This window comes from Maribacter litoralis, from assembly GCF_003075045.1.
GTDB classification, from domain to species: Bacteria; Bacteroidota; Bacteroidia; order Flavobacteriales; family Flavobacteriaceae; genus Maribacter; species Maribacter litoralis.
Genome location: NZ_QCZD01000001.1, coordinates 1142375 through 1163844 on the forward strand (window position 1 = coordinate 1142375; position 21470 = coordinate 1163844).

At 35.0% G+C, this 21470-nt stretch carries 26 protein-coding genes; 1 reads left to right on the forward strand and 25 read right to left on the reverse strand.

Features of this window, described 5'->3' with window-relative positions; all coding sequences use genetic code 11:
- Position 1 precedes the first annotated feature (1 nt).
- The 4 genes from mobB to DCS95_RS20630 all read right to left on the reverse strand — a co-directional run bounded on the left by mobB (position 2) and on the right by DCS95_RS20630 (position 2313).
- Positions 2-1033, reverse strand: coding sequence for a MobB family relaxase (gene mobB, locus DCS95_RS05100; RefSeq protein ID WP_116769723.1), 1032 nt, complete (start codon positions 1031-1033; stop codon positions 2-4).
- A gap of 11 nt (positions 1034-1044) precedes the next feature.
- On the reverse strand, positions 1045-1425 hold the full coding sequence (locus DCS95_RS05105) for a BfmA/BtgA family mobilization protein (RefSeq protein ID WP_116770164.1): 381 nt from the start codon (positions 1423-1425) through the stop codon (positions 1045-1047).
- A gap of 432 nt (positions 1426-1857) precedes the next feature.
- Positions 1858-2055 (reverse strand): hypothetical protein, encoded by a 198-nt coding sequence (locus DCS95_RS05110; RefSeq protein ID WP_116769724.1) that lies wholly within the window; start codon positions 2053-2055, stop codon positions 1858-1860.
- 12 nt (positions 2056-2067) lie between these two features.
- Complete coding sequence (locus DCS95_RS20630) at positions 2068-2313, reverse strand: DUF6876 family protein (RefSeq protein ID WP_341865175.1); 246 nt, start codon at positions 2311-2313, stop codon at positions 2068-2070.
- Between the two features lie 122 nt (positions 2314-2435).
- On the opposite strand from DCS95_RS20630, the gene DCS95_RS05120 reads away from it, so the two are divergent.
- Positions 2436-3668: a site-specific integrase gene (locus DCS95_RS05120; RefSeq protein WP_116769725.1), complete on the forward strand. Its 1233-nt coding sequence runs from the start codon at positions 2436-2438 to the stop codon at positions 3666-3668.
- 175 nt (positions 3669-3843) lie between these two features.
- Here DCS95_RS05120 and DCS95_RS05130 read toward each other — a convergent pair whose 3' ends face one another.
- From DCS95_RS05130 to DCS95_RS05235, 21 genes are all read right to left on the reverse strand, one after another.
- On the reverse strand, positions 3844-4839 hold the full coding sequence (locus tag DCS95_RS05130) for an IS3 family transposase (protein WP_244178407.1): 996 nt from the start codon (positions 4837-4839) through the stop codon (positions 3844-3846).
- Positions 4737-5024 (reverse strand): transposase, encoded by a 288-nt coding sequence (locus DCS95_RS20460; protein WP_239986604.1) that lies wholly within the window; start codon positions 5022-5024, stop codon positions 4737-4739. The genes DCS95_RS05130 and DCS95_RS20460 overlap by 103 nt, the downstream gene beginning before the upstream one ends.
- 221 nt (positions 5025-5245) lie before the next feature.
- Positions 5246-5449, reverse strand: a complete 204-nt coding sequence (locus tag DCS95_RS05135) for a DUF6876 family protein (RefSeq protein WP_244178386.1) — start codon at positions 5447-5449, stop codon at positions 5246-5248.
- 76 nt (positions 5450-5525) lie between these two features.
- Positions 5526-5870, reverse strand: a complete 345-nt coding sequence (locus DCS95_RS05140; RefSeq protein ID WP_116769728.1) for a single-stranded DNA-binding protein — start codon at positions 5868-5870, stop codon at positions 5526-5528.
- 1227 nt (positions 5871-7097) lie between these two features.
- Entirely contained in the window at positions 7098-7541 is a 444-nt protein-coding gene (locus tag DCS95_RS05150) for a class I SAM-dependent methyltransferase (protein ID WP_244178387.1), read from the reverse strand.
- Positions 7542-7758: 217 nt separating this feature from the next.
- Positions 7759-8199 carry a hotdog fold thioesterase gene (locus DCS95_RS05160; protein ID WP_116769730.1) on the reverse strand — a complete coding sequence of 147 codons (441 nt, stop codon included), beginning with the start codon at positions 8197-8199 and terminating at the stop codon, positions 7759-7761.
- A 178-nt stretch (positions 8200-8377) separates the two neighbouring features.
- Positions 8378-9406 carry an alpha/beta fold hydrolase gene (locus tag DCS95_RS05165; protein ID WP_116769731.1) on the reverse strand — a complete coding sequence of 343 codons (1029 nt, stop codon included), beginning with the start codon at positions 9404-9406 and terminating at the stop codon, positions 8378-8380.
- Between the two features lie 50 nt (positions 9407-9456).
- Positions 9457-10368, reverse strand: a complete 912-nt coding sequence (locus DCS95_RS05170) for a helix-turn-helix domain-containing protein (protein ID WP_116770165.1) — start codon at positions 10366-10368, stop codon at positions 9457-9459.
- A gap of 5 nt (positions 10369-10373) precedes the next feature.
- Complete coding sequence (locus tag DCS95_RS05175) at positions 10374-11138, reverse strand: SDR family NAD(P)-dependent oxidoreductase (RefSeq protein WP_116769732.1); 765 nt, start codon at positions 11136-11138, stop codon at positions 10374-10376.
- 20 nt (positions 11139-11158) lie between these two features.
- On the reverse strand, positions 11159-12061 hold the full coding sequence (locus DCS95_RS05180; protein ID WP_116769733.1) for an NAD(P)H-binding protein: 903 nt from the start codon (positions 12059-12061) through the stop codon (positions 11159-11161).
- A gap of 13 nt (positions 12062-12074) precedes the next feature.
- Positions 12075-12941, reverse strand: a complete 867-nt coding sequence (locus tag DCS95_RS05185; RefSeq protein WP_116769734.1) for an SDR family oxidoreductase — start codon at positions 12939-12941, stop codon at positions 12075-12077.
- 168 nt (positions 12942-13109) lie between these two features.
- Positions 13110-13892, reverse strand: a complete 783-nt coding sequence (locus DCS95_RS05190) for an acyl-[acyl-carrier-protein] thioesterase (RefSeq protein WP_116769735.1) — start codon at positions 13890-13892, stop codon at positions 13110-13112.
- Positions 13893-13906: 14 nt separating this feature from the next.
- Entirely contained in the window at positions 13907-14806 is a 900-nt protein-coding gene (locus DCS95_RS05195) for an alpha/beta hydrolase (RefSeq protein ID WP_244178389.1), read from the reverse strand.
- A complete protein-coding gene (locus tag DCS95_RS05200; protein ID WP_116769736.1) occupies positions 14790-15641 on the reverse strand; it encodes a formate/nitrite transporter family protein in 852 nt (283 codons plus the stop codon). Before DCS95_RS05200 ends, DCS95_RS05195 begins: the two co-directional genes overlap by 17 nt.
- A gap of 24 nt (positions 15642-15665) precedes the next feature.
- Positions 15666-16091: a DoxX family protein gene (locus DCS95_RS05205; RefSeq protein WP_116769737.1), complete on the reverse strand. Its 426-nt coding sequence runs from the start codon at positions 16089-16091 to the stop codon at positions 15666-15668.
- 46 nt (positions 16092-16137) lie between these two features.
- Complete coding sequence (locus DCS95_RS05210; protein WP_116770167.1) at positions 16138-17514, reverse strand: aldehyde dehydrogenase; 1377 nt, start codon at positions 17512-17514, stop codon at positions 16138-16140.
- Positions 17515-17536: 22 nt separating this feature from the next.
- A complete protein-coding gene (locus DCS95_RS05215; protein ID WP_116769738.1) occupies positions 17537-18343 on the reverse strand; it encodes an SDR family oxidoreductase in 807 nt (268 codons plus the stop codon).
- 84 nt (positions 18344-18427) lie between these two features.
- Positions 18428-19006 carry a Crp/Fnr family transcriptional regulator gene (locus DCS95_RS05220; protein ID WP_116769739.1) on the reverse strand — a complete coding sequence of 193 codons (579 nt, stop codon included), beginning with the start codon at positions 19004-19006 and terminating at the stop codon, positions 18428-18430.
- A 130-nt stretch (positions 19007-19136) separates the two neighbouring features.
- Complete coding sequence (locus tag DCS95_RS05225) at positions 19137-19580, reverse strand: DMT family transporter (RefSeq protein ID WP_116769740.1); 444 nt, start codon at positions 19578-19580, stop codon at positions 19137-19139.
- Positions 19581-19687: 107 nt separating this feature from the next.
- Positions 19688-20557, reverse strand: coding sequence for a lysophospholipid acyltransferase family protein (locus DCS95_RS05230; protein ID WP_116769741.1), 870 nt, complete (start codon positions 20555-20557; stop codon positions 19688-19690).
- A gap of 264 nt (positions 20558-20821) precedes the next feature.
- Complete coding sequence (locus DCS95_RS05235; protein WP_116769742.1) at positions 20822-21460, reverse strand: SDR family oxidoreductase; 639 nt, start codon at positions 21458-21460, stop codon at positions 20822-20824.
- Positions 21461-21470: the final 10 nt, after the last annotated feature.

Genomic DNA, 21470 nt, shown 5'->3' on the forward strand with positions numbered 1-21470 from the left:
CTTAGATTCCGATGGAACTTGATTTAATAGCTATTTCCGCACCACGTCTTAACCGTTTAAAAACCCGAAGTGCAATTTGTGCTTGGCTTACTGGAATGCTCGGTATTACTGGCAAGCCTGTTTTTGTAATCATTTTGAAAGCCAATGCTTTTTCATTGGCAGGCAGTTTCATCAAAGCGGAAAAATATAGGTTTGGGTTCTTTACAAAGGTCTTTTTAGCTTTGTAGGTCTCTGCGTAATTGCGCTTATATCCAAATGTCTTATCAAATGTTTTTTCCGCTTTCGCGAAAAATGTATCTCTATCAAAACCACGCTTCACTTTTTTTCCGTGCATCTCTACTTCAGATGCTTTGTGCTTACTTCCTGGGGAAAGGCTTATAGAATTTGAAGCATCCTTTCTGCTTACGATAATATGGATATGACTTTGGTTTCCATCTTTTGGCATTCCCTGGACTATGCGTTTTCCATTTTGTTGATGTGGCGCTTGGCGTTCCAGTTTGGCAATTTCCTTTTCCATTTTTTTGATATTCCCTTCGGCTAGTACTTCTTGAATATTTCGGATATCCGTTTTGAGCTGAAGGATTTTTGAAGCGTAAGGTTGATTCTCTTTAATCTGAAAATCTGTGCCTTTAAAGGTTCGTTGATGTTCAATTTTCGCATAATATTTTATGTCATCTATGGTTATGGGTCGTCCGTGAATCTCTCGATTGAAGCTGGAAACATAATCTTTCATCAGCTCACGAGTGTAGATTTTTAAATCTCGGCTACCGTTCTGAAGTTTTCGCAATTCATATTTTGAAGGACTTACCGTAATCGAATAAAACTTGGGTTCTTTCTTTTTCAATTTTGCGGTATTTCCATCAATTTCTTTGACCACTTCTTCAGCGGAAATCTCGTCGCCAAATTGATTGAAAAAGTGTTCCATATCTCGTTGTTCTAAACCTTCATTTTCTTTCTCTAAATAGCCTACAAAATCCGCTGAACCCTGACTATAAGTGCCGCCTAATTTTTGAGGTGTTATTGTGATGTACATAGCTCAAAAATTTAAAGTTGATTACTTGGGTTTTTCTTTTCACGAAAGCGTACTTCCTTTTTCTCTTTGGCATATTTCTTTTCCACAATCAGAGGCTTTTCATTTGGTTCTTCTGTCTGAAAAAGAGATTGAATCATCGCTACCGTAGGTTTGGTTTGTGTCTTTTCCACATCCCTCATTATGGCAATTACAGCATCGATTCTTTTAAGTAATTTGGCTTCGATGGTTCGCCCCGTCCGACCCAATTTTTCCTTTGGCGAGATTTCATTGTAGAAGAAAAAATCAAGCATCGTGGACATTGCCTCGGTGTGCGATTTGAAGTAAGTGCGTGAGAAAGTCTGGAAACGTTTTGCAGTTTCCTTTTTAAATCTAATTCCAATAAATGAGTCCATATTTCGCCTATTTGTCGCAAAATCTTTACTAAAAATGGGCATTTACAGCTCGTTTGTCGCAAATCTCTGATTGTCAGGAAATTAATATATATTCAAATCGCTGATAATCAGCTATTTGAAAACGAAAAGGAATCCGAAACATCGCGCAGCGTGTTACCCTCTTGCTATTCCTTTTCGTCACGCGCAAGCGTGACAAAAATCCATACAACCCGGCTAAAAAGCCGATTGCCATTTTCAGGGAAAATGATTTTCCGATATGTTATTTTTCGATGTGTACGGTTATCGGCGAAAGTCGAAAAGTGGATAACCCTACGTAATTTTGAATGCTGAATTTCAGCGAAATAAAGATACGTTTTTTTATTGACTTGATACTAATTACATACAAAAGCACCTCTAAAAATTCAGAGGTGTTTTATATAAAACTTTAAAGTTTCAGATATTGAAAACATAACTGTATGAGTATAGATTTTTAATCATTTCCTCATCAATCAAGTTTTCATAATTTGCACCAGTTTCTTCCACATATTTTTTTATGGATTCCCCATAAAGATGTGTAACGTGTTCTCTCGAAACCTGTAAGAGTTCCTTTTGTTTTTCCTCGCTCAAATCTTGAAATTTAATGTAAATCATAACTTCAAAATTTTAGTATTCGCTCGGTAACATCAGCGTATCATTTACAAAAAATAACCGCAGTTCATCGAGTGGAAAATTGGTAGCCCGATAGCCGTGCTTTTCTAAAATATTATCGTTGCCATCGGTATAAATTATCTCTGCTTCGTAGCCTGTAAAATCCTGTTTTTCTGCGGATAATCTTTTGAAGTCTATGGTTACAAATTCGTTATCACGACTCGTGATAACGAATTTTATCCCAAGAAAAACGTTATCCAAAGTTATTACCCAATAATCTTATAAACATCTGTAAATCAGTATTAGTTGTGATAGTATTATCGTGATAATATTTGTTATTCTTAAGTGGGTGCAATGTTGCATTCCACTAAAAAAAATAACAAATGGACACAGAAAAAGAAATCAAATCCCTGATCAGGGATTGTGTAGCCTACCTCAGGGAGGAAGGCTACAGTGAACCCCGAATTAAAGATTACCATCAGTTCTGGCGTAATGGAATTGAGCAGTACATGGATAAAAACCTTTTGACAAACTACCATGCTGGAATTGGTGAGAAATTTTTAAGCGGTATCCCGCCAATGAGCGACTCACACATGCGTGCAATCCGTCGTAGTGTACATGTACTGGATGATTTTCTCTTTTATGGAAAAATCAGGAATAGAAGTGTACGCTACGTACATCACGAGTTGCCCGGTAAACTAGGGGAAGTTGCCCTGGAGTTTATAGTATCCCAAGAAAGGCTGCGTCGCTGCAAACCTATCCTTGATAAACACCGTCGTATTTTGAGTTACTTTATTTCCCACCTTACGTTAAGGGCGGTAGACCAAGTTTCGGCCATTGGTGAAGATGATGTCCTTACCTTCATATCATCGGTCCAGAATTGCAAGGACAGGTATCTAAATACTATCCGACTATTCTGCCGGTTCCTGTATCAACAGAAATACATTGACAGAAATGTGGAATATGTCATTGGAAGAAACAATTATCCGTTGCGTGAAAAACTGCCCTCAGTCTACAATGCCGATGAGATAAGGCATATCGAAAATAAGGTAGAGCAATCCAGTGCGGTGGGCAAACGAGATTATGCAATGCTCCTTCTGGCCACACGGCTTGGCCTCCGCTCTTCGGACATAGCGGGGCTGACCTTTGGGAATTTGGATTGGCAACATAATCTCATATCCCTGGTGCAGTGCAAGACAAAGAAAATAATAGAACTCCCGCTTTTAACCGATGTGGGCGAAGCCATTATCAACTACCTGAAATTTGGAAGACCAATATCCGATTTTCAGCAAGTGTTCCTGACCGCCAGTGCCCCCTACCGTCCCGTGAACAGTATGCTCATCAGTGGAGCGATAAGTAGAACAATAATAGCATCTGGCGTTGATATCAATGGCCGCAAGTTCGGCCCCCATGCCATGCGGCATACCCTGGCCAGTCAGCTATTGCGAAACGGAACTTCGCTCCCGGTCATATCCGAAACACTCGGACACTCCGACACGCAGGTCACCATGAACTATTTACGCATAGATATAAACAGTCTTATGCAGTGTGCACTTGATGTACCCCTGGTATCGATAAATTTTTATGAGCAGAAAGGAGGTGTTTTTTATGGATAAGCAACTTAAATATGAAAGTGTGTTTGCCCCCTATTTTGATAGCTTCCTGAAGATGAAGGATGCCATGGGGTATGGGCTTTACAAGTACGAACGTATCTTTTTAGATCTTGACAGGTTCTTTTTGAAATCCAGAGCCACTGGACTTGCAACAAAAAAGTGGACAATTAGATAAGAGTCATGCTGCTATTTTTTGATTATACAATTCTATTTCAATTTCCTCTATAGTCTTATATCCCAAAGAGGAGTGTATTCTTCTTCTGTTATACCAGGTCTCTATCCATTGGAAGACAGATAGTTCGGCTTCTGACCTTAGGTTATAGCTATGTTCATAGACCCATTCTACCTTTAGGCTCTTAAAGAACGATTCAGCTACTGCATTGTCCCAACAATTACCTTTTCTGCTCATACTTTGTTTTATCGATCCATTATATCTTTTCAGGATATCTGTAAAAGTGGAACTGGCGTATTGAGACCCCCTATCGGAATGGAATATAAGTTCTTTTGTGATATTGTTCGATTTAATGGCCATATTCCATGCAGGGACTATAGTGTCGCCGGTACTTAAGGTTTGGCCCATCGACCATCCAACGACCTTCCGGTGGAACAGATCTATAATTACTGTTAAATACATCCAGCCTTGTTTGGTCTTTATATAGGTGATATCCGATACCCAAACCTGGTTCGGTCTATAGACGGTAAAATCCTGATCTAATATATTGGGTGCAACTGGATAGTTGTGCTTGCTGTGGGTCGTAGTTTGAAATTTACGCTTTCTTTTGGCAAACAGGTTATTTGCCCTCATTATCCTAGCTACCCTAGGTCTTGAGATGCAATATCCCCTTTTCCAGAGCTCCGCTTTGATCCTCGGTGCCCCGTAACTCCCAAAACTATCCTCATAAACATCTCGGATGGTAGATGATATGGCCTCGTTCTCCATCACTCTTTTGGAAGGAACCCTGCCCAACCAATCGTAATACCCGCTTTTGCTTATCTTGAACATTTTGCACATCTTCCCGACTGGAAATTTAAATTTATGGTGTTTTATGAACCTATATTTTTCCTGTCGCTCTAGGAGAAGATGGCTATCGCCTTTTTTAAGATATCTCTTTCTAGTTCGGCATTCCTTAACTTCTTCTTCAATTCTGCAATTTCCCGTTGCTCGTCCGTTAATTTGGGGTTTCCCTTGCCCGGGAAACTGTTCCTGCCATAGGCATCCGATTCCCTGCGCCAACGGCTCAATACAGATGTAGGGATATCCAGTTCCCTGCAAATCTCGACAACGCTACCACGTGCGTAACTAAGTTCTACAGCTTTTTCCTTAAACTCTGCAGTGTAATTTCTTTTTTCTCTTGACATTTTTCAAAGTTAATTTTAATAACTAAAACGCTCTTAACTCTATGTCCGGTTAAATATAGTAAGTCCATAAACGAAGCGAGCTGGGAAAAGGACTCGAAACTTAGGGAATGGCTAAAGAATTTTAACAAATAATCAATATCGTTATCCAAAGCTGTTTTAAAAAGTAAATAATGTAAAACACTGATTCCCAAAACCCTTTTAGAGACACTTTGGATAACGATTTACTTGGGATAAAATTCGCTTCGGTTCATTAGGCTTTTAGCAATTACGGAAGTGTCCGTAATGAGCCAAAAACATTCAGCGACTTCTGATAAATATTTTAGTCCGTCCGTAAATCGAGTTCTTAATAATGGGATTTGATAGAACATTTCCGTACCGTGAAAATGTTGTAATCCTTCTTTGATTTCGTTAACTTGTGCTTTCATTTTAATTTGATTTAAAGAGTTAATAATGAAAAAGAGGGCGCATCTTTAGACGGTTACGCCCTCTTAATTTTAAATATTACTTGTCGTCTTTGCTACCAAGTAATAGGATTTCATCGGCTACAACTTCCGTTACATAGCGTTGGTTCCCATCATCGGTGGTGTAGGTTCTTGTTTTAAGTTTTCCTACTATCCCGATTTCTTTTCCCTTGCCTACATAGTTTTCTACAATTTCAGCGGTCTTGCCCCAAGCTACAACCGTATGCCAATTGGTGTCCGTTTGCTTTTCGCCTTTACTGTCCTTGTAATTTTCATTGGTTGCTACAGAAAAACGGGCGACTTTCTTTCCGCTTTCAAGGTTCGTAATTGTTGGGTCTTGTCCAACGTTTCCGATTAACTGTACGTGATTTTTAATACTACTCATAATAAAATATTTAAGTGATTTATATTTCCCCTATTGATTTAAAACAGATTAAATTTTAAGGGGTGTTTGTTCTTTTCTTCTGTGCATCGCACAATGGATAGAGTGGGTTTTGTCAAGACTTTTCGGGAATAAATCAGGTGTGTTTGCGACGTAGTAAATTCCTTGGAATTTCAAGGAAGTAGATACCTTATTTTTCACTAAAACTTGTTTAGTCTTTACAAGTTCCATAAGGGCATTAGCAATTCTTTTAAACGTGGTTGCGTTTGAGCGTACCGACAGTTAAGCGAAATAAGTAACTGGGGTTAATTTAGAATTGGTTATGTCGTGCCTGTTTTTCGCTGTACCGAAAAACAACAAAGGCTTTATCCATTATAAACCCCTTAAAATGTGTAAGGCAAAATTTGATTTTAGAAATTTTCGAGGAAGCACTCAAGAAGGGCTTACCGAAAATTTCGTTAAGAAAATCGAAGTTTTGACTTTCCGATGAAAAAGCGGACTTAATTCACGATTTTGGCTCAGGAATGAAGTGTTCCCTCCCAGCGTAGCGGGAAGTGTTCCCTCCCAGCGTAGCGAGAAGTGTTAACGAAATGGAAAGCTAAAATTGGGGATTGTGTCCAAGACTTGTGTAGTAAAGCTCTTTGCTCGGAATGTAGCTTTTCGCGAAATGTAGCGGTAAAGTGCTGAACGAATAATATAATCGAATTATCCTTTTCGAGTACGATTTAAAGCGGACTTAACTTTAAAGATGTAGATTGTATTAGAGTTTGACCACTTCCCGTTTTTCTTGTGAATGAGTAGTGGGCAAGTAGAATGGAAAACGGAATCTTTGAAGTTGTATCCAAGATTTTTTTGAGTGCGGCTCTTTTCCCGAAATGTAACTTTTCGCAAAATGCAGGGTAATGTGCTGACCGGATTATAAAAACTGATTTCTATCTCGTATCGCGTTTCTTTAGTTTCGTGTGTTAAGCAACTAATTTAGAGAATACATATCGAATAGAATTCCGTGAAGATTTTTGTAAGTAGGCTAGAACCAAGCAAATTAATTATACACGGCTTGTGGTCAGTATTTTATTCTTTTCGACATTTTATGAAAAACATTGGCTGGTTTTCATTTACTTCAATAATTTCTAAAAGTCCAAAGTTTTCAAATTCAGCTCGTACTGATTCTATTTCATAATAAAATATATTTGCTCATTTGTGAAATTCATAACGGTCTTTTTCAATCAATTATCCTTTTCCAAAATTTGGTGCATTTTTCGTAATTGCCGTAAAAACCATATATCCGTTTTTTGTCAGTTGATTGTAGCAATCACTTATCAGTTTTGTTCTTTCTTCTTTGTTAAGTAAATGAATTAGTGCATAGCAAAATATCCCGTCATATTCTTTATTGTCAAAAGGCATTTCAGTTACGGAACCGTGAAATATATTTATATTAGTAGCATAATGTTTTTGAGCTAAAGCAATAGCTGTTTTGGAAATTTCAATTCCAGTAACGTTAATTCCGTTTTCTTTGAAAATCTGTGCATTTCGTCCATAACCTATTCTAGGAATAAGTATATTATTTATTGACTTTTCTATAAATAAATTTTTTGTTAGTTCAGCAGATTTAGCTGGTTCAAATCCCCATATTTCTTGCTTATCAACAAAGTTTTCTTCCCAAAATTCTGACATATTCTTAAATTTTAAAAACAAATTTTGTCTTGTAATATTTCACTTTTAAATCCTTTCCCTTTAAGTTGTTGGGAAATAGAATTTGTGTCAATTAATTCTCCTTCAACTCTCAAAATAGAATGTTCGCAAGGGTAAGGCTCTTTGAAGTCCTCCTAGTCAAAGTTGATTTTTAGATTTGGATTGTTGTTTTCTAAAAATTGCAAAATTTCTTTCAAGTTCATTTTTTTTTCGATGAACTATCAATTCGTATAAAATTATATACACCTTTTCCTTCTGCAATTAATTCATCATTTTGGAAGGCTTTCATTTTGGTCACAAGTATTCTATTTCCCAATCTAACAATTTTACCTTCTACAATTATAGATGATGCTTCTGCTCCTTTTAGATAATCTATTCTTAAATCAATTGTTGCTAATTTATCGTCGAAAGATTTGAAATGAGTTCCGCCTGCAATTCCACCAACAGAGTCCATTATTGTTGCAATAATTCCACCGTGCCACCTATTTTTTCTTATATCTCCAACAACTTCATCTCTGAAAGGAACACTAACTTTTACAAACCCTTTCTCTATGACTAACAATTTTAGCCCTAAAAATTTATGAACAGGAATATCTTTTTCAATTACTCGTTTAATGAACTCTTTGTTTGTCTCTATCATTTCTTTCTGTCTAAACTTTTTTATGTGATTAAATATAAAAGTCTTGTTTATAAGACTAGTTACGAGTTTTAAGCACTAAAGTTAACAAAAAAGCACAGATAGAAAAGTCTGTGAGGATTTCCGTAAGTAGCCTATAACCAAGCAATTAATTAAACTCGGCTTGTAAAACGTTTTTTTTCTACTTAATAGTTTCAGCCATTAATAGTATTTCTTTATTAATTATTTCAGCATTTTCCTTTCTTGTAATTATGGAACCATGGTTAGCATCAATAATAAATTGCTTCCCATTAGTAGATAGTTCTTTCAATTCTTTTTGCATTTTAAACCATATTTCAATTTGTTTATCTGGGTCTATGCCTTCACTTCTATACTTTTCCTTTTGAGATTCCTTATACTGTTCGGTTGCAGTAAAGACCAATACAGGTAAGGAATCTAAACTTTTAGTTTGACCTGCTCTAAAAAGAATTTTATTATTTATGTTATTTTCTTTAATGTATCTACGAAATACTTTTCCTGAATAAGCAGTAAGATTGTGAGAGCGAATATGGCAGTTTTTTGGTAAGCCATCATTCTCAGGTTCAGATTTAAATATTGTATTGTAAGCACCTGCTATTCCCATATCAGCAAGTATTGCAATAGTTTTTACTAGAACTATTTGACTTTTGCTAAACAACTCTTTTTGTGCTAATCGTTCCCATTGTTCAGGATGACTCGCATCTAAGAATACCATTCCTTTTACTTCATAAGGATATAGGTCTCTGAATATTTGATTATAAGGACCACCCATAGAATGACCTGCTATTATATAGGGTGGCTTTTCGCCACTTTTTTCAAGTAATTGATGTAATTGATTGGCATAAAATTCTGGTGTAATATTGTCTTTGCTAGATTCGCTAAACCATTTTCCTTCTCTATCATAACGAATAACTCGCAGTTTATTCTTCAACCCTTCTGCAATCCAATGCATCATATCTGTATTACCGCCTGCACCTGCTTCAAGAACAAGATTTGGTAAATCATTTTTTTTACCTTCTGCTCTTATATGAAGTTTAGTTCCATTGACATCAACTAATTTTCCTGGCGGAACTGATTTTGAACCAAATAACCGGAAGCACAATCCTGATATAAATAGAAGAATTATTAGTCCAGCTAAAATTTTACCAATCAATTTGATTATTTTCAGTATTAATTTTATCGTAGTTTTCATGAATGTTTTATATGCGTCTTTGTTAGCTGTAGTGGTTTATGAATTACTTTTCAGTTAAACGCTTTTCTAAATTCCAAAGGTGTCAATTCGGTTTTTTTCTTGAACAGTTTTCCGAATGATTGAGGATGTTCAAATCCTAATCCGTAGGCAATTTCATTGACAGATAATCCCGTTGTCGAAAGTTTTTCTTTTGCCAATTGAATTAACTTTTCGTGGATAAATTCCTGCGTACTTTTTCCAGTCAATGTTTTTAGCAATCTACTCAAATAATTAGGTGATAGGTTTAACGAACTGGATATGCTCTTAACCGCAGGTAGTCCCCTAGTTATTAAATCTTCTCTTTTAAAATAGTCGTTTAAAAGATTTTCAAATTGTTCTAGTATGGTGTGATTGGATTTTTTTCGAGTGATAAACTGTCTTTGATAAAAACGTTCGGAATAGGTAAGCAACAACTCTAATTGAGAGATAATAACATCTTGACTAAATTTATCAATATTCGAGTTATATTCTTGATTGATGTTCTGAATAATGCCAGTAAGCATTGTTTCTTCCTTGTCAGATAGGTGTAACGCTTCCGTTAATTTGTAACCAAAATAGTCGTATTTTTTTATTTTGTTTGCTAATGCTGTATTCCATAAAAAATCGGGATGGAAAATAAGTAACCATCCTGTATGACTATATTCTAGACCTTGCTCTACCTCAATTCGTAAGGTTTGGTTTGGTGCAATGAATGCCAAAACACCTTCGTCAAAATCGTATTCTTGTTGGCCATATTTCATTTTACCATTGAAAACTTGCTTTAATGCGATGGAATAAAATCCATAAGTAATGCTTGAATTGGTGGCTATGTTCGTCCGTTTTATATCTTCAAAATTAACAACACTAACTAATGGATGTTGCGGTTTAGGCAACTCCATTAGTCTATGATATTCAGCAATGCTTTTTATATGAAGTATTGGCATTTTTTTTAAAAATTTATACCACCAGAAACCTCCAAGCGTTGGGCATTTACCCATTTGGCATCATCAGTACACAAAAACGCAACTACGCTTCCAATATCGTCTGGCAAACCAACTCTGCCAAGAGCGGATGTTGACGTAATATAATTATTTAAATCTGCATTATCTCTAACAACGCCACCACCAAAGTCCGTTTCTATCGCACCTGGTGCAATTACATTGACTCTAATTTTTCTTTCTCCAAAAAATTTTGCCTGATATTTTGTCAATGTTTCTATTCCACCTTTCATTGTTGCATAGGCAGAATAGCCAGGCGTTGTAAACCTCGCTAAACCTGAGGAAATATTTACAATACCACCACCATTATTGAGTAGTGACGCTAATTTTTGAGTAAGAAAGAAAGGTGCATTTATGTGTATTTTGAACATATTTTCCAATTGAGCGTCTGTGATTTTGTCATAAGGTGCATAAACTCCAACGCCAGCATTATTGATTAAATAATCAAAGTGGGTAGTTTTAAATTTTGATTTCAAAATCGCTTTTATGTCGTCTTTGGATTTATCAAAAATATTTGATGTAGTAACATCTAATTGTAAAGATGAAGCTTTGTTACCCATTGCTTCGATTTCGGAAACTACTTTATCTACTTCCTCTTGTTTGCTGTGATAGGTTAGTATCACATCCAATCCTTTTTTTGCTAATTCTAAAGCCATACTTTTTCCTAATCCACGGCTTCCGCCGGTTACCAAGGCAATTTTTGTTTTATTTGATATTTTTTAGTTTTTTAGTTCTTTTAGCTTTGGGCATTATAAACTTGGGCAAATTCCTTTGCGAAATCTTTCATTTTGACCTTACCCATTTCCATTGGTTTATTTAGGTTGTAATGTTCGTACAGTAAACCGCTGTTTATGGATGCACACATTTCTGTTAAACCTGCTGCAATTTTTGGTTGCATTCCCGCAGTTTCTAAACCATTTTGCATTTGTTCATCGGTAATGGTTAACCATTTCAAATCTGGGTTATCTGTTGCTTTACCTAAAATAACCGCCAATTCATTGTAAGTGAGTTCTTCACTAGCTACATAGCGTATTTTTCTTTCTGTAAGTGACGATGTGACTTCTTCCGTAATCGCTCTTGCAATATCTAATGGCGATACCCACGCATTAACAACTTCTCCACCAATATTAGATGCGATAAATCCGCTTGCTTTTGCCGTATGAGCTTGCGGTAATAAATTGTAATAAAATTCAGTTGGGCGAATGTGTGTAATTGTAACATCTGAAGATAACTCGTTTAGAATGTTCTCTACGTGATGAGCGCCTCGAAGTATTCCATTTCCTTTATCCAAATGCCCTCCTATAGTACTTAAATTAACAACTTTTTTTACTCCTGTTTGTTTAATTGCTTGTGCGTAATTACTCCCTAGTCTACGATAGTAGCCTAATAAATCAAGGGTCTGGTCAAAATAGTTAGCAGGTGGAACCATAGAATATACAGCATCAGCACCTGTAAATGCTGAAGTAATAAAATCTAAATCCTCTAAAGAGCCAATTTCTGCAATAGCTCCCATAGCTTCAATGTCTTTTTGTTTTTCAGAATTACTGCTTATAACCGTAACTGAATGTCCTTTTTGTACTAATTCTTGGGTTAGTGGTTTTCCAATGTGACCCAACGAGCCTGTAAGTGTGATTTTCATTTTTTTTAAATTTTTATAGATTGAATAATTGTTTTAATCCTTCTTTAAGAGCTATTGGCTTGCGTCCAAGCGCATTTTCCAATTCATTTGTTACTGTCGCTTCTTGTCCATTTTTGATATCGACATTAAAATCGACTATTTTTTGAACCATTGGTTCAGGCAAACCTTTTTGCATCATATTGCTTTTAAAATCAGCTACTTCTACAGCATTGTATTTCACTTCTTTTCCTGACAGTTCTGTTAACGCTTTGGCAACATCATAGAATGAATATGCTTCGTTGCCTGTAAATTTATAAGTTTGATTTTCGAATGGCTCATTTAACATAGCATTTGCCATTGCTTCTGCTTGTTCTTCTCGTAAGGCAAATGCTACCTTACCATTTCCTGCTGGCATAAAAATTCCTTTTTGAAAAACCTCTTGTCCAACAAAAACGGGAATGGTATCCATATATAAGGCATTTTGAAAAATAATGTAGTTTAAACCACTTTGTTTGATGTAATCTTCTGTGAGAAAATGTTCTTCCATCAGCTTGTTTGAAAGTCTTTCTCTATTGACTAAAGAACGACTTGTATAGGCAATGTTCTTTACTTTCATTTTTTTTGCAGAATTCACAACATTCTTATGTTCTTGCATTCTGTCGCCTTGGTCGCCTGAAGAAATCAATAACACAGTATCTACTCCGTTCATTGCCTTTTCAAGTGCTGTGGTGTCGTTGTAATCTCCTAAATATGCTTGAAATCCTTGTTTTTCTAATTCGGCTCGTTTTTCCTCCTTTCGAGTTATTACCGAAATTTGATTTGGTTGCATTTGTTTGAGTAGGCTTTTTATAAAAGCAGTACCTAAAATTCCTGTTGCTCCAGTAACTAATATATTTTTCATTTTCTATTTGATTTATGAAGTACAAAGGTCAAATAGAAACAAGATATTTATGTAGTCAAATCTATCTTTATGTCAGCCAAATCGGATATTTGACTTTGGTTTGTCGGTTAGCACGAATTTTTTTTTATTACAGCTAACGGTTAATATTGACGGTCGTTTTAATGCTGTTTATGTATTGTTGTGTGTTTGTGTTTCTATTTTCTTCCAAGTTGATTTAGCAGTTGCACAAACTTTATCAGTACCTTCTATTTTTATAGTGTGTATGAATGATTTATCCTTTGTATCCATTGCGTCATTTTTAGTCAAAGAAACAATTGATTGATTATAATGTGCTTCTGCAATGAATCTACCATCTATAGAGTACAAATAATAATTATCAATAATTTCGTCAGGAATCGACTCAATAACCCATTGTAAATATCTAATATTATTTAAGTGCTTATTAATATCAGTATCATATCTATTGACTTTAAAGTCCAGTTCATAATCTGAGTTTTCAACTGCCTTAATTTTTTTAGAGATATTATAATCAATACTTTCTTCATTACAGAAAGACCATTTTGAAATTATATCTTCAAATATTTGAACTGGTCTTCTTTTAATAGTATCAAAAAAAATCCATAAGCCTTTGGCTCTTCCTATAATATTATTTTGTTCATCATATATTATATTTTCTCTAAAACCTTTAATGGTTGAGTATTTTGAGAGCCAAGTTGTAATGGTAATCTTTTCTTTATAACTGGGATATCGCTCCATTTGCATCAACCCAGAAATTAAAACCCAACCAATATTCTGTTCTGCTAATTGATATAAACTATGGTTTATAGAATAACAATGTTCAGCAGCCGTTTCTTCCAATAGCGTTAAAATGGTGGTTGGCGATGCCACACCAAATTCATTCATTTCAAAATATCTGAGTTCAAATTGCTTATCGAAACGGTTTTTATTCATTTTACACTTTTTCTTTATTTATGAAGGTCTATAAATTCAGTGATCTCTTTGTAATGCTTGTTCCACGGAAATAAATATTGGCTCATCATCGGTATATGTTTTTTGGGGAGGAAATTTATCTTTACAGTGGGTTGATATTTATTCAATTTTTTGACAAAGTCTTTATTTTGAGAAATTATGGAAGAAAAGGTTTTGCTGCCCACATATATATAGAACGGTGGTGTTTTTTCTGATAAAAAATAAATAGGCGAAGCAACTTTCCAGTTGTTTTCATCCGCTGTCCAGGTAGTATTATAATGATGAAATGTGGTTGGAGGATTTTCTTTTAGTTCGGAATAGATATCTAATCCAGCCGCATCATTAAGGATGACGCCTTTAACCAAGTCTGTGTTTTTCAAATATTTGGGATTCGTACTAACTAGAGCAATCAAATGGCCTCCTGCTGAATGCCCCATTAAAAATATTTGATCGGGATTTCCACTGTATTTTTCAATATTATCATAAGTCCACTGAATAGCTTTTGCAACCTCTTTTGCCATTGTATCATAATTACCATCAGGGCTTAAAGTGTAATTAGGGATAACAGTTACAATATCTTTTTTAGCAAAATTGCGCCCCAGAAATCCGTAAATATCTTTATTCCCTTCATCCCAATAACCACCGTGAATGAAAATAACAACTGGGTTGTTTTTAGATTTTGTAGGCTGGTACACATTTAATTCTGGAAAAGATTCCAATAAAGATTTAGAGCTTTTAAGATAAGAAAGGTCTCCTGTTTTTTTAGAAGCGCAACTGGCAAATAAAAAGATACAAAAGAGAGGTGCTATAATTCTGGATAGTTTGATCATGTTATTATTTATAAATATATTTAGTTGAATTTTCCTGTAGTCTAAAAGTTCATTCTTTTTCTGCATAATTTGATTCGAATATTCGGTATTTAAAAAGCCCTACCACCACTGCGCCTCCAATTCCATTACCCAGCAATACCAGTATAAGAAACCACAGGTAGTCTAAAAAGGAAATGGTATCGGAATGTAAGAAAGCTCCAAAGACCTCTATGTTTCCAACAATACTGTGGTGAAATCCCCCAAACCCTATAACTCCTGTAATCATTATTATAAGGAATACTCGGGTAAGAGAATTCATGGTACTGTTCAATAGCCAGGTTAATAACCCCATTAACCAGCCCGCTACTACCGCACTCATCAAAAGAACCCATGAATCCTGAGAGATAACATGACTGCCTATCTCTACCATGGTTTCTTGCGTAAAAAGATTTAATTGTGGACCAAGGATACCGATGAAAACCGCGAATATTATGCCTCCTATAACATTTCCTATAATAACAACGCTCCAAATACGTAACAACTCCCAAATAGTACGTTGCCCATTTAGTACTGGAAGAGCCAGGACAGAAGTCTGCTCGGTAAATAAAGCAGACTTGCCAAGAATGACCAGGATAAAGCCCACTGGATATACCACGCTAAAAAGTTTGAAAATAATATGAACTTCCAAAGTACCGCCTAATAAATAATAGAGGGTACAGACAAGAAAATAACTGAAACCTATTTCAAGACCAGCAATAACAGCACTGAGAAACATTGCTTTATTTTTTATTTTGAATATCTCTTCTCCGTCGTGGATTACGCGACTTAGAATGTCGCTATATTTCTTGGCACCCCTTACTTCACTGGATTTTTTTTCCAGTTGTTGTTGGTATTTTTCTTGGTCTTTTTGTTCTGTTTTCATTTGCCTTATTTAAGTAAAGAGGCTTTAATTATTTTTTTTTCTATAGAGTTTAAATACTCCGGTAGACCATAGAGCCCATAAAATTAGTATGGGTTGAAAAAATAGACGGATTAATCTTGCTCTATCAGAATTTAATAAACCAAAGGCATCTTTGCTATCCATATATTGGGCAATATTTCCAGGAAAGACTAAAATAAAAAATATAGCCAATGCCCATCCTAACCTTACTCGTTCGGTTTTCCAAAAAGCCAAACCAATACCTAATGCCATTTCTACTATTCCTGATAGTATGACCACCAGGTCTTTACTTATTGGAATCCAATCAGGTACTTGAGATTGAAAGTCGATTCTATTAAAAGTAAGATGACTAAACCCCGCAAAAATCATAAAAAGTGCCAATAGAATCCTAAAAATATTCTGTGTTACCGTTGTTTCTACTTGTTTATTCATAATTTTATCGTTCCCTATTATCCAACTATTTTAGTGTCTCAACCACTCAAACAATTTTCTTTATTAAATTAAAATACTTAAAAGGCGCATATTTTAAAGGTAAATCTATCCACGTTGGTGTGGAAACAACTGCTTTTTGATTGCTAAAAGCTAAAAAGCTTTCTTTTCCGTGATATTTTCCCAGTCCACTATTGCCAACACCACCAAAAGGTAAATTATGATTGGTTATATGCATCAGGGTGTCGTTAATACAAGCACCACCAGATGTTGTTCTTGCTAAAACATTTATGGCATCCTTATTTTTTCCAAAATAGTAAAAAGCTAATGGCTTTTCATTTTTATTGATGTATTCGATAGTTTCATCAATATGCTCAAAAGTCAATACTGGTAAAATTGGTCCAAATATTTCTTCTTGCATAATCAGAAAATCAGGATTTACATTATCAATAATTGTAGGTGCAATAAATTTTTCTTTTTCGTCGACCTCTCCACCTGTGTGTATTTCTCCCTGATTCATTAACTTTTCTAAGCGATCCATTGCTCGTTGATTTACAATACGTGGATAGAATCGACTTTCTTTAATATCATTTCCATACATTTCTTTAATATTCTTGGCAATTTTATCCAATAACTCATCTTTAATAGAATGATGAGCAAAAAGGTAATCTGGTGCAATACAAGTTTGACCTGCATTTATCAATTTGCCCCAAGCAATACGCTTTGCTGCAACATCAATGTTTGCATCTGCATCAACAATACAAGGGCTTTTTCCACCTAATTCCAATACTACTGGTGTTAAGTGTTCTGCTGCTGCTTTCATTACGACTTTCCCAACTTTTGAACTACCAGTAAAGAAAATAATATCAAAGCGTTCATTAAACAGGATTGTATTTGTTTCTCTACCGCCTTGAACAACTGCAATATAATTCGACTCAAAAGTTTCTTCAATCATTTCCTGCATCGCTTTTCCAATTGTTGGTGCATCTGGCGATGGTTTTAGAATACTACAACCACCGGCCGAAATTGAACCGACCAAGGAATTAATTAATAACTGAAAAGGATAATTCCAAGGTGCTACAATAAGGGACAATCCAAGTGGTTCATAAATTACTTTACTTGAAGAAGGCCATAAATGTATAGGTGTTGAAACTCTTTTAGGTTTTGCCCACTCCTTTAAATGTTTTATATGATTATCGATTTCACCTGTTACAATACTTATTTCAGTTAAGTAAGATTCTTCAGGCGATTTATGCAAATCTTCCCATAAAGCATCTTCAAGTTTCTTTTGATTTTTTTGAATTGCCTTTTTGAGTTTACGAAGTTGCTTTAGCCTGAAACTAATATCTTTTGTCTTGTTGGTTGAGAAAAAATCTCTTTGACTTTCAATATGTTGGACAATAATATCTCTTGATGTTTCTTCCATTTTTATGCTTTCTCTAATGTTACTATTTTTTACGACCAGTGAAATGCTCCATTGTTTTGTAAATTCCGAGAACATCTCCTGCAAACCAATCAAATATATTAATCGACATTATTCCTTGACCGAAACGTGTAAATCTGTAGATATAGCCTGGGATACTTATTAATTTTTTATTCTTCTCAATCGCTTTAACAATGTTTAGTGCTGCAGCTTCTGGTTCAAGAATTGGAATCTTCGATCTTACACCATCAAACATTCCCGTATTGATGTAGTAAGGCATTATTGTGGTAACATTCACTCTTTTATCCATTTGCTTCATCTCCAAACGCAAACTATCTGACCAACCGATGAGTGACCATTTACTCGCTGAATAAACAGACATTTTAGGGTTTGAAACTATTCCGCCAGACGAAGCAATATTGCAAATATGTCCTGAATTTTGATTCAACATATCGTTAAGAAATTCCATTGTGATAAACATTGGTGCATTTGCATTAATTTCCATTGTTTTTGAAATATCGGATACCGTATGCTCGTGGAAATATTTACCAACTATTATTCCTGCATTATTGATTAATACATCAACAACACCTATCTCTGATTTAACTTTTTTAGCGGTATCTTGTATTTGTTCAACATTGGAGACATCTACATTGTAGCCATAAACCTTTCCTTTGTCCGAGAATTCCGATAGTGTGTCATCAATACTCTCTTGATTAATATCCCAGATGATAACTTTGGCTTTTCGTTCTAATAGTAAACGAACCATTATTCTGCCAATTCCAGATGCTCCTCCTGTAATTAAAACTGTTTTATCTTCCAATTTTTTCATCTCTATAAAGTTTGATTATTACAAAGACAAAGTTAAAGGGCTAATAGTCCAATGACGATAACATTTGTTATCAGTTTTATTTTACTATTGAGAATTTTTTAATCTGCTGAGATGTACAGAACTAATATTAAGATAAGATGCAATGTAGTGCTGGGGAATCCGTTGTAGAATATTCGGAAACTTTCTAGTGAGATTGTTATACCTCACAATTGGGCTTTGGGTGTAAATAGCTTGAATCTTATCATTGAAAATAAAGAAATACTCTTCGGCAAGTAACCTGCCAAGTTTCTCTCCATTCCTAAGAATTTTATAACCATCGTGCAACATTTCAAACGACATTAAAACGACAGTTGTATCTTCCAATGCTTGAATAGAATAGCTTGATGGAATTTTCTTTAGAAAACTTTCATAGTCGGTAGAGAACGTATTTTCAAAAGAGAAATGAAAAGTCTTTTCTTCTCCATTGTTATCCACAAAAAAAACCCTTAACAGCCCATTAACCACAAAAAACACATCACGGCAAATATCTCCTTGGCTAAGGATTATTTCCTTTTTTCTGATTTCTTTTACCCGAAATTTTGAAGAATAGGAAATCCATTCTTCATTATTAATTTCAATGTAACTTGAAATAACTTGATGTATCTTTTTGAATTGATTATTCATTCTTATTAAATTAATTTATCTTGAGTTAATCCATAACTAGATAACTTAAAGAAGGCTTTAACAATCTTCAAACATTGAATATAAACTTTCTCTCCTATTATTTTTATAATTTGTCAGAGGAAATGTCATCTCAAAAATTCTTCATAATTATTACTCCCACAATGATTAATAGTATACCCATAATTCTGCCAATACTAATTGATATTTGTTGGGCTCCCATTATTTGAAAGTGTTCCATCAACATGGATATAAGCAACTGTCCGGAAACTACTAACCCAAATGTTAAACCAGGTCCTATCTTAGGAAAGGCTAGTACAATAATTGTAACATAAAAAGCTCCCAATATTCCGCCTATCCAAGCATAAGTTGGGGCGTCTTTTATTCCTCTCCAAGATACATTTTGAGAAGTTAAAATAATATAGATTACCAATGCCAATAAACCAATGGCAAATGATATCATTGAGGCATGGACAGGGCTACCACCCGCTTTAGCCAGTTTGTTATTCATACCAGATTGTATGGGGAGAAATGATCCCGCAATGAACGCCATTACAATCCAAATTATTTTTTCCATTTCGTCTAAGTTTTAAAGTTTAATGAGTTTGTTGACATTGTTTCTTTACCATTGGACTTTCTTCTAATCTAATGGCAATATTATTTAATAAGGGTTTTATCCTCCCTTTAAGCCTCACTTAGCTTCCATCTCCTATGACTCCAAAGCCACATTTCCGGGGATTGGGTAATGGTGTTTTCTAAACATCTCGCATATTCAACCACAATGTTATATCCTTCCGAATGTGATGGAAATTCCTCGATCATTTCAAAATAGAGTTGATAATGTCCTCTTTTAATTTTATTGAATCTAGGAAAGAGAACAACATCATTAGTTTTCTTTGAAATGATGTTAGCTCCAAGGTAGAAAGCTGTTTTCCTATTCAAAAAATTACACCAGTGGATGGCACTTTTCCTTCTTGGGCTTTGATCACCAATGATACAATTCATTACTGGCACTGGATTATTGTTTTGTGCAATTATTGTCCGATATCCTTTGAACTCCTCAACACATCGTACACCGAACCGCTCTCGTATTAGAAGAACAAGCCCATTGAAATAACTATTGTTTAGGGGACGGTAGAATGTATTTGAAGGATAAGTCAACATCAAAGGTAAATATACAAGCAACTCCCAATTCCCTTGATGGGCTGCGTACAATAGAATATTTCTACCATTTTCTAGTAAATCCTCAATAATTTCAGGATTATTGAGACTTAATCTGTTTTTAGCTTCTTCCTTAGATATCGTCAATGTTTTAATGGATTCAAAAATGATATCACAAAAATGACGATAGAATCGTTTGGAAATATCTTTAATTTCTTCTTCACTTTTTTCAGGAAATGCTTTACGAAGATTGTCGAGGACCACTTTTATTCGATATTGTATCATATAGTATATAAAATAGTAAGCACAATCGGATAAAAAATACAGTATTTGCATAGGCAACACCGAAAGCATATAAAACGGAAAATATTTTATGGTCTTAGAAAATTTCATATTTTTAATTAGTGAATACGCATTTAACTTGGTTCACATTTATTATTATCGCATTCCTTGGAGTTGGAGTTTAGCTTCATTAAAAATTAAATTCCTTTTCTAAAATTTTATTAACAAGGCTTGGAAAGATTAACCTTTAACTCGCTTAGATTGTTGAAGAATGACTTGTTGTAATCTATCCTATTGGTTTACAATCAATTTGATATTCTTCTTGGTTTAATGTATTAAAACATAGAGGCTAATCTAAGTGTCATTAGTATATCCTTAATTTAATCGAACTGCATTTTCAATAGAAGTTTCACCTTCCAAAAGCTCAAAAGTTTGATTTTGCATAACGTCGTTATCCAAAACTTCAACTAAGGTTTTTGCTACATCAGCTCTTGAAATGCTACCGCTTTTTTTTAATTTGGAACCGAGCTCGATTCTACCCTTGCCATCTTCATTTGTCAATTGCCCTGGTCTAACGATAGAATATTCCAAACCACTTGCACGCAAATGCTCATCGGCGTTTTGTTTTGCTTTCAAATAGGCTTCAAGCTCTTTATTTTGTGACGAATTATCGGCTCCCATTGAACTTAACATAACGAATTTTTCGATTCCGGCTTGTTTTGCAGCATCGGTTAATCGTTTAGCTCCCTCTTGGTCTACACCAACTACGTTTTTGCCTTTTGACCCAGCGGCGAAAATGATTTTGTCAATTTGAGTGACAACTTGGCTCAAGTCCTCTTCTATATCGGCTAGTACCGTCGTAACATGTTCACTTTCAAAACGCTCTTTTTGCTCTTGTTTGCGAACCATTGCAACTGGTATATAGGTATTTGATTTTTGAAGTATATCGATGATAATCCTTCCTGTGGTACCATTAGCCCCGGCAACCAAAACATTTTTTTTCTTATTATTCATTTCTTTCGAT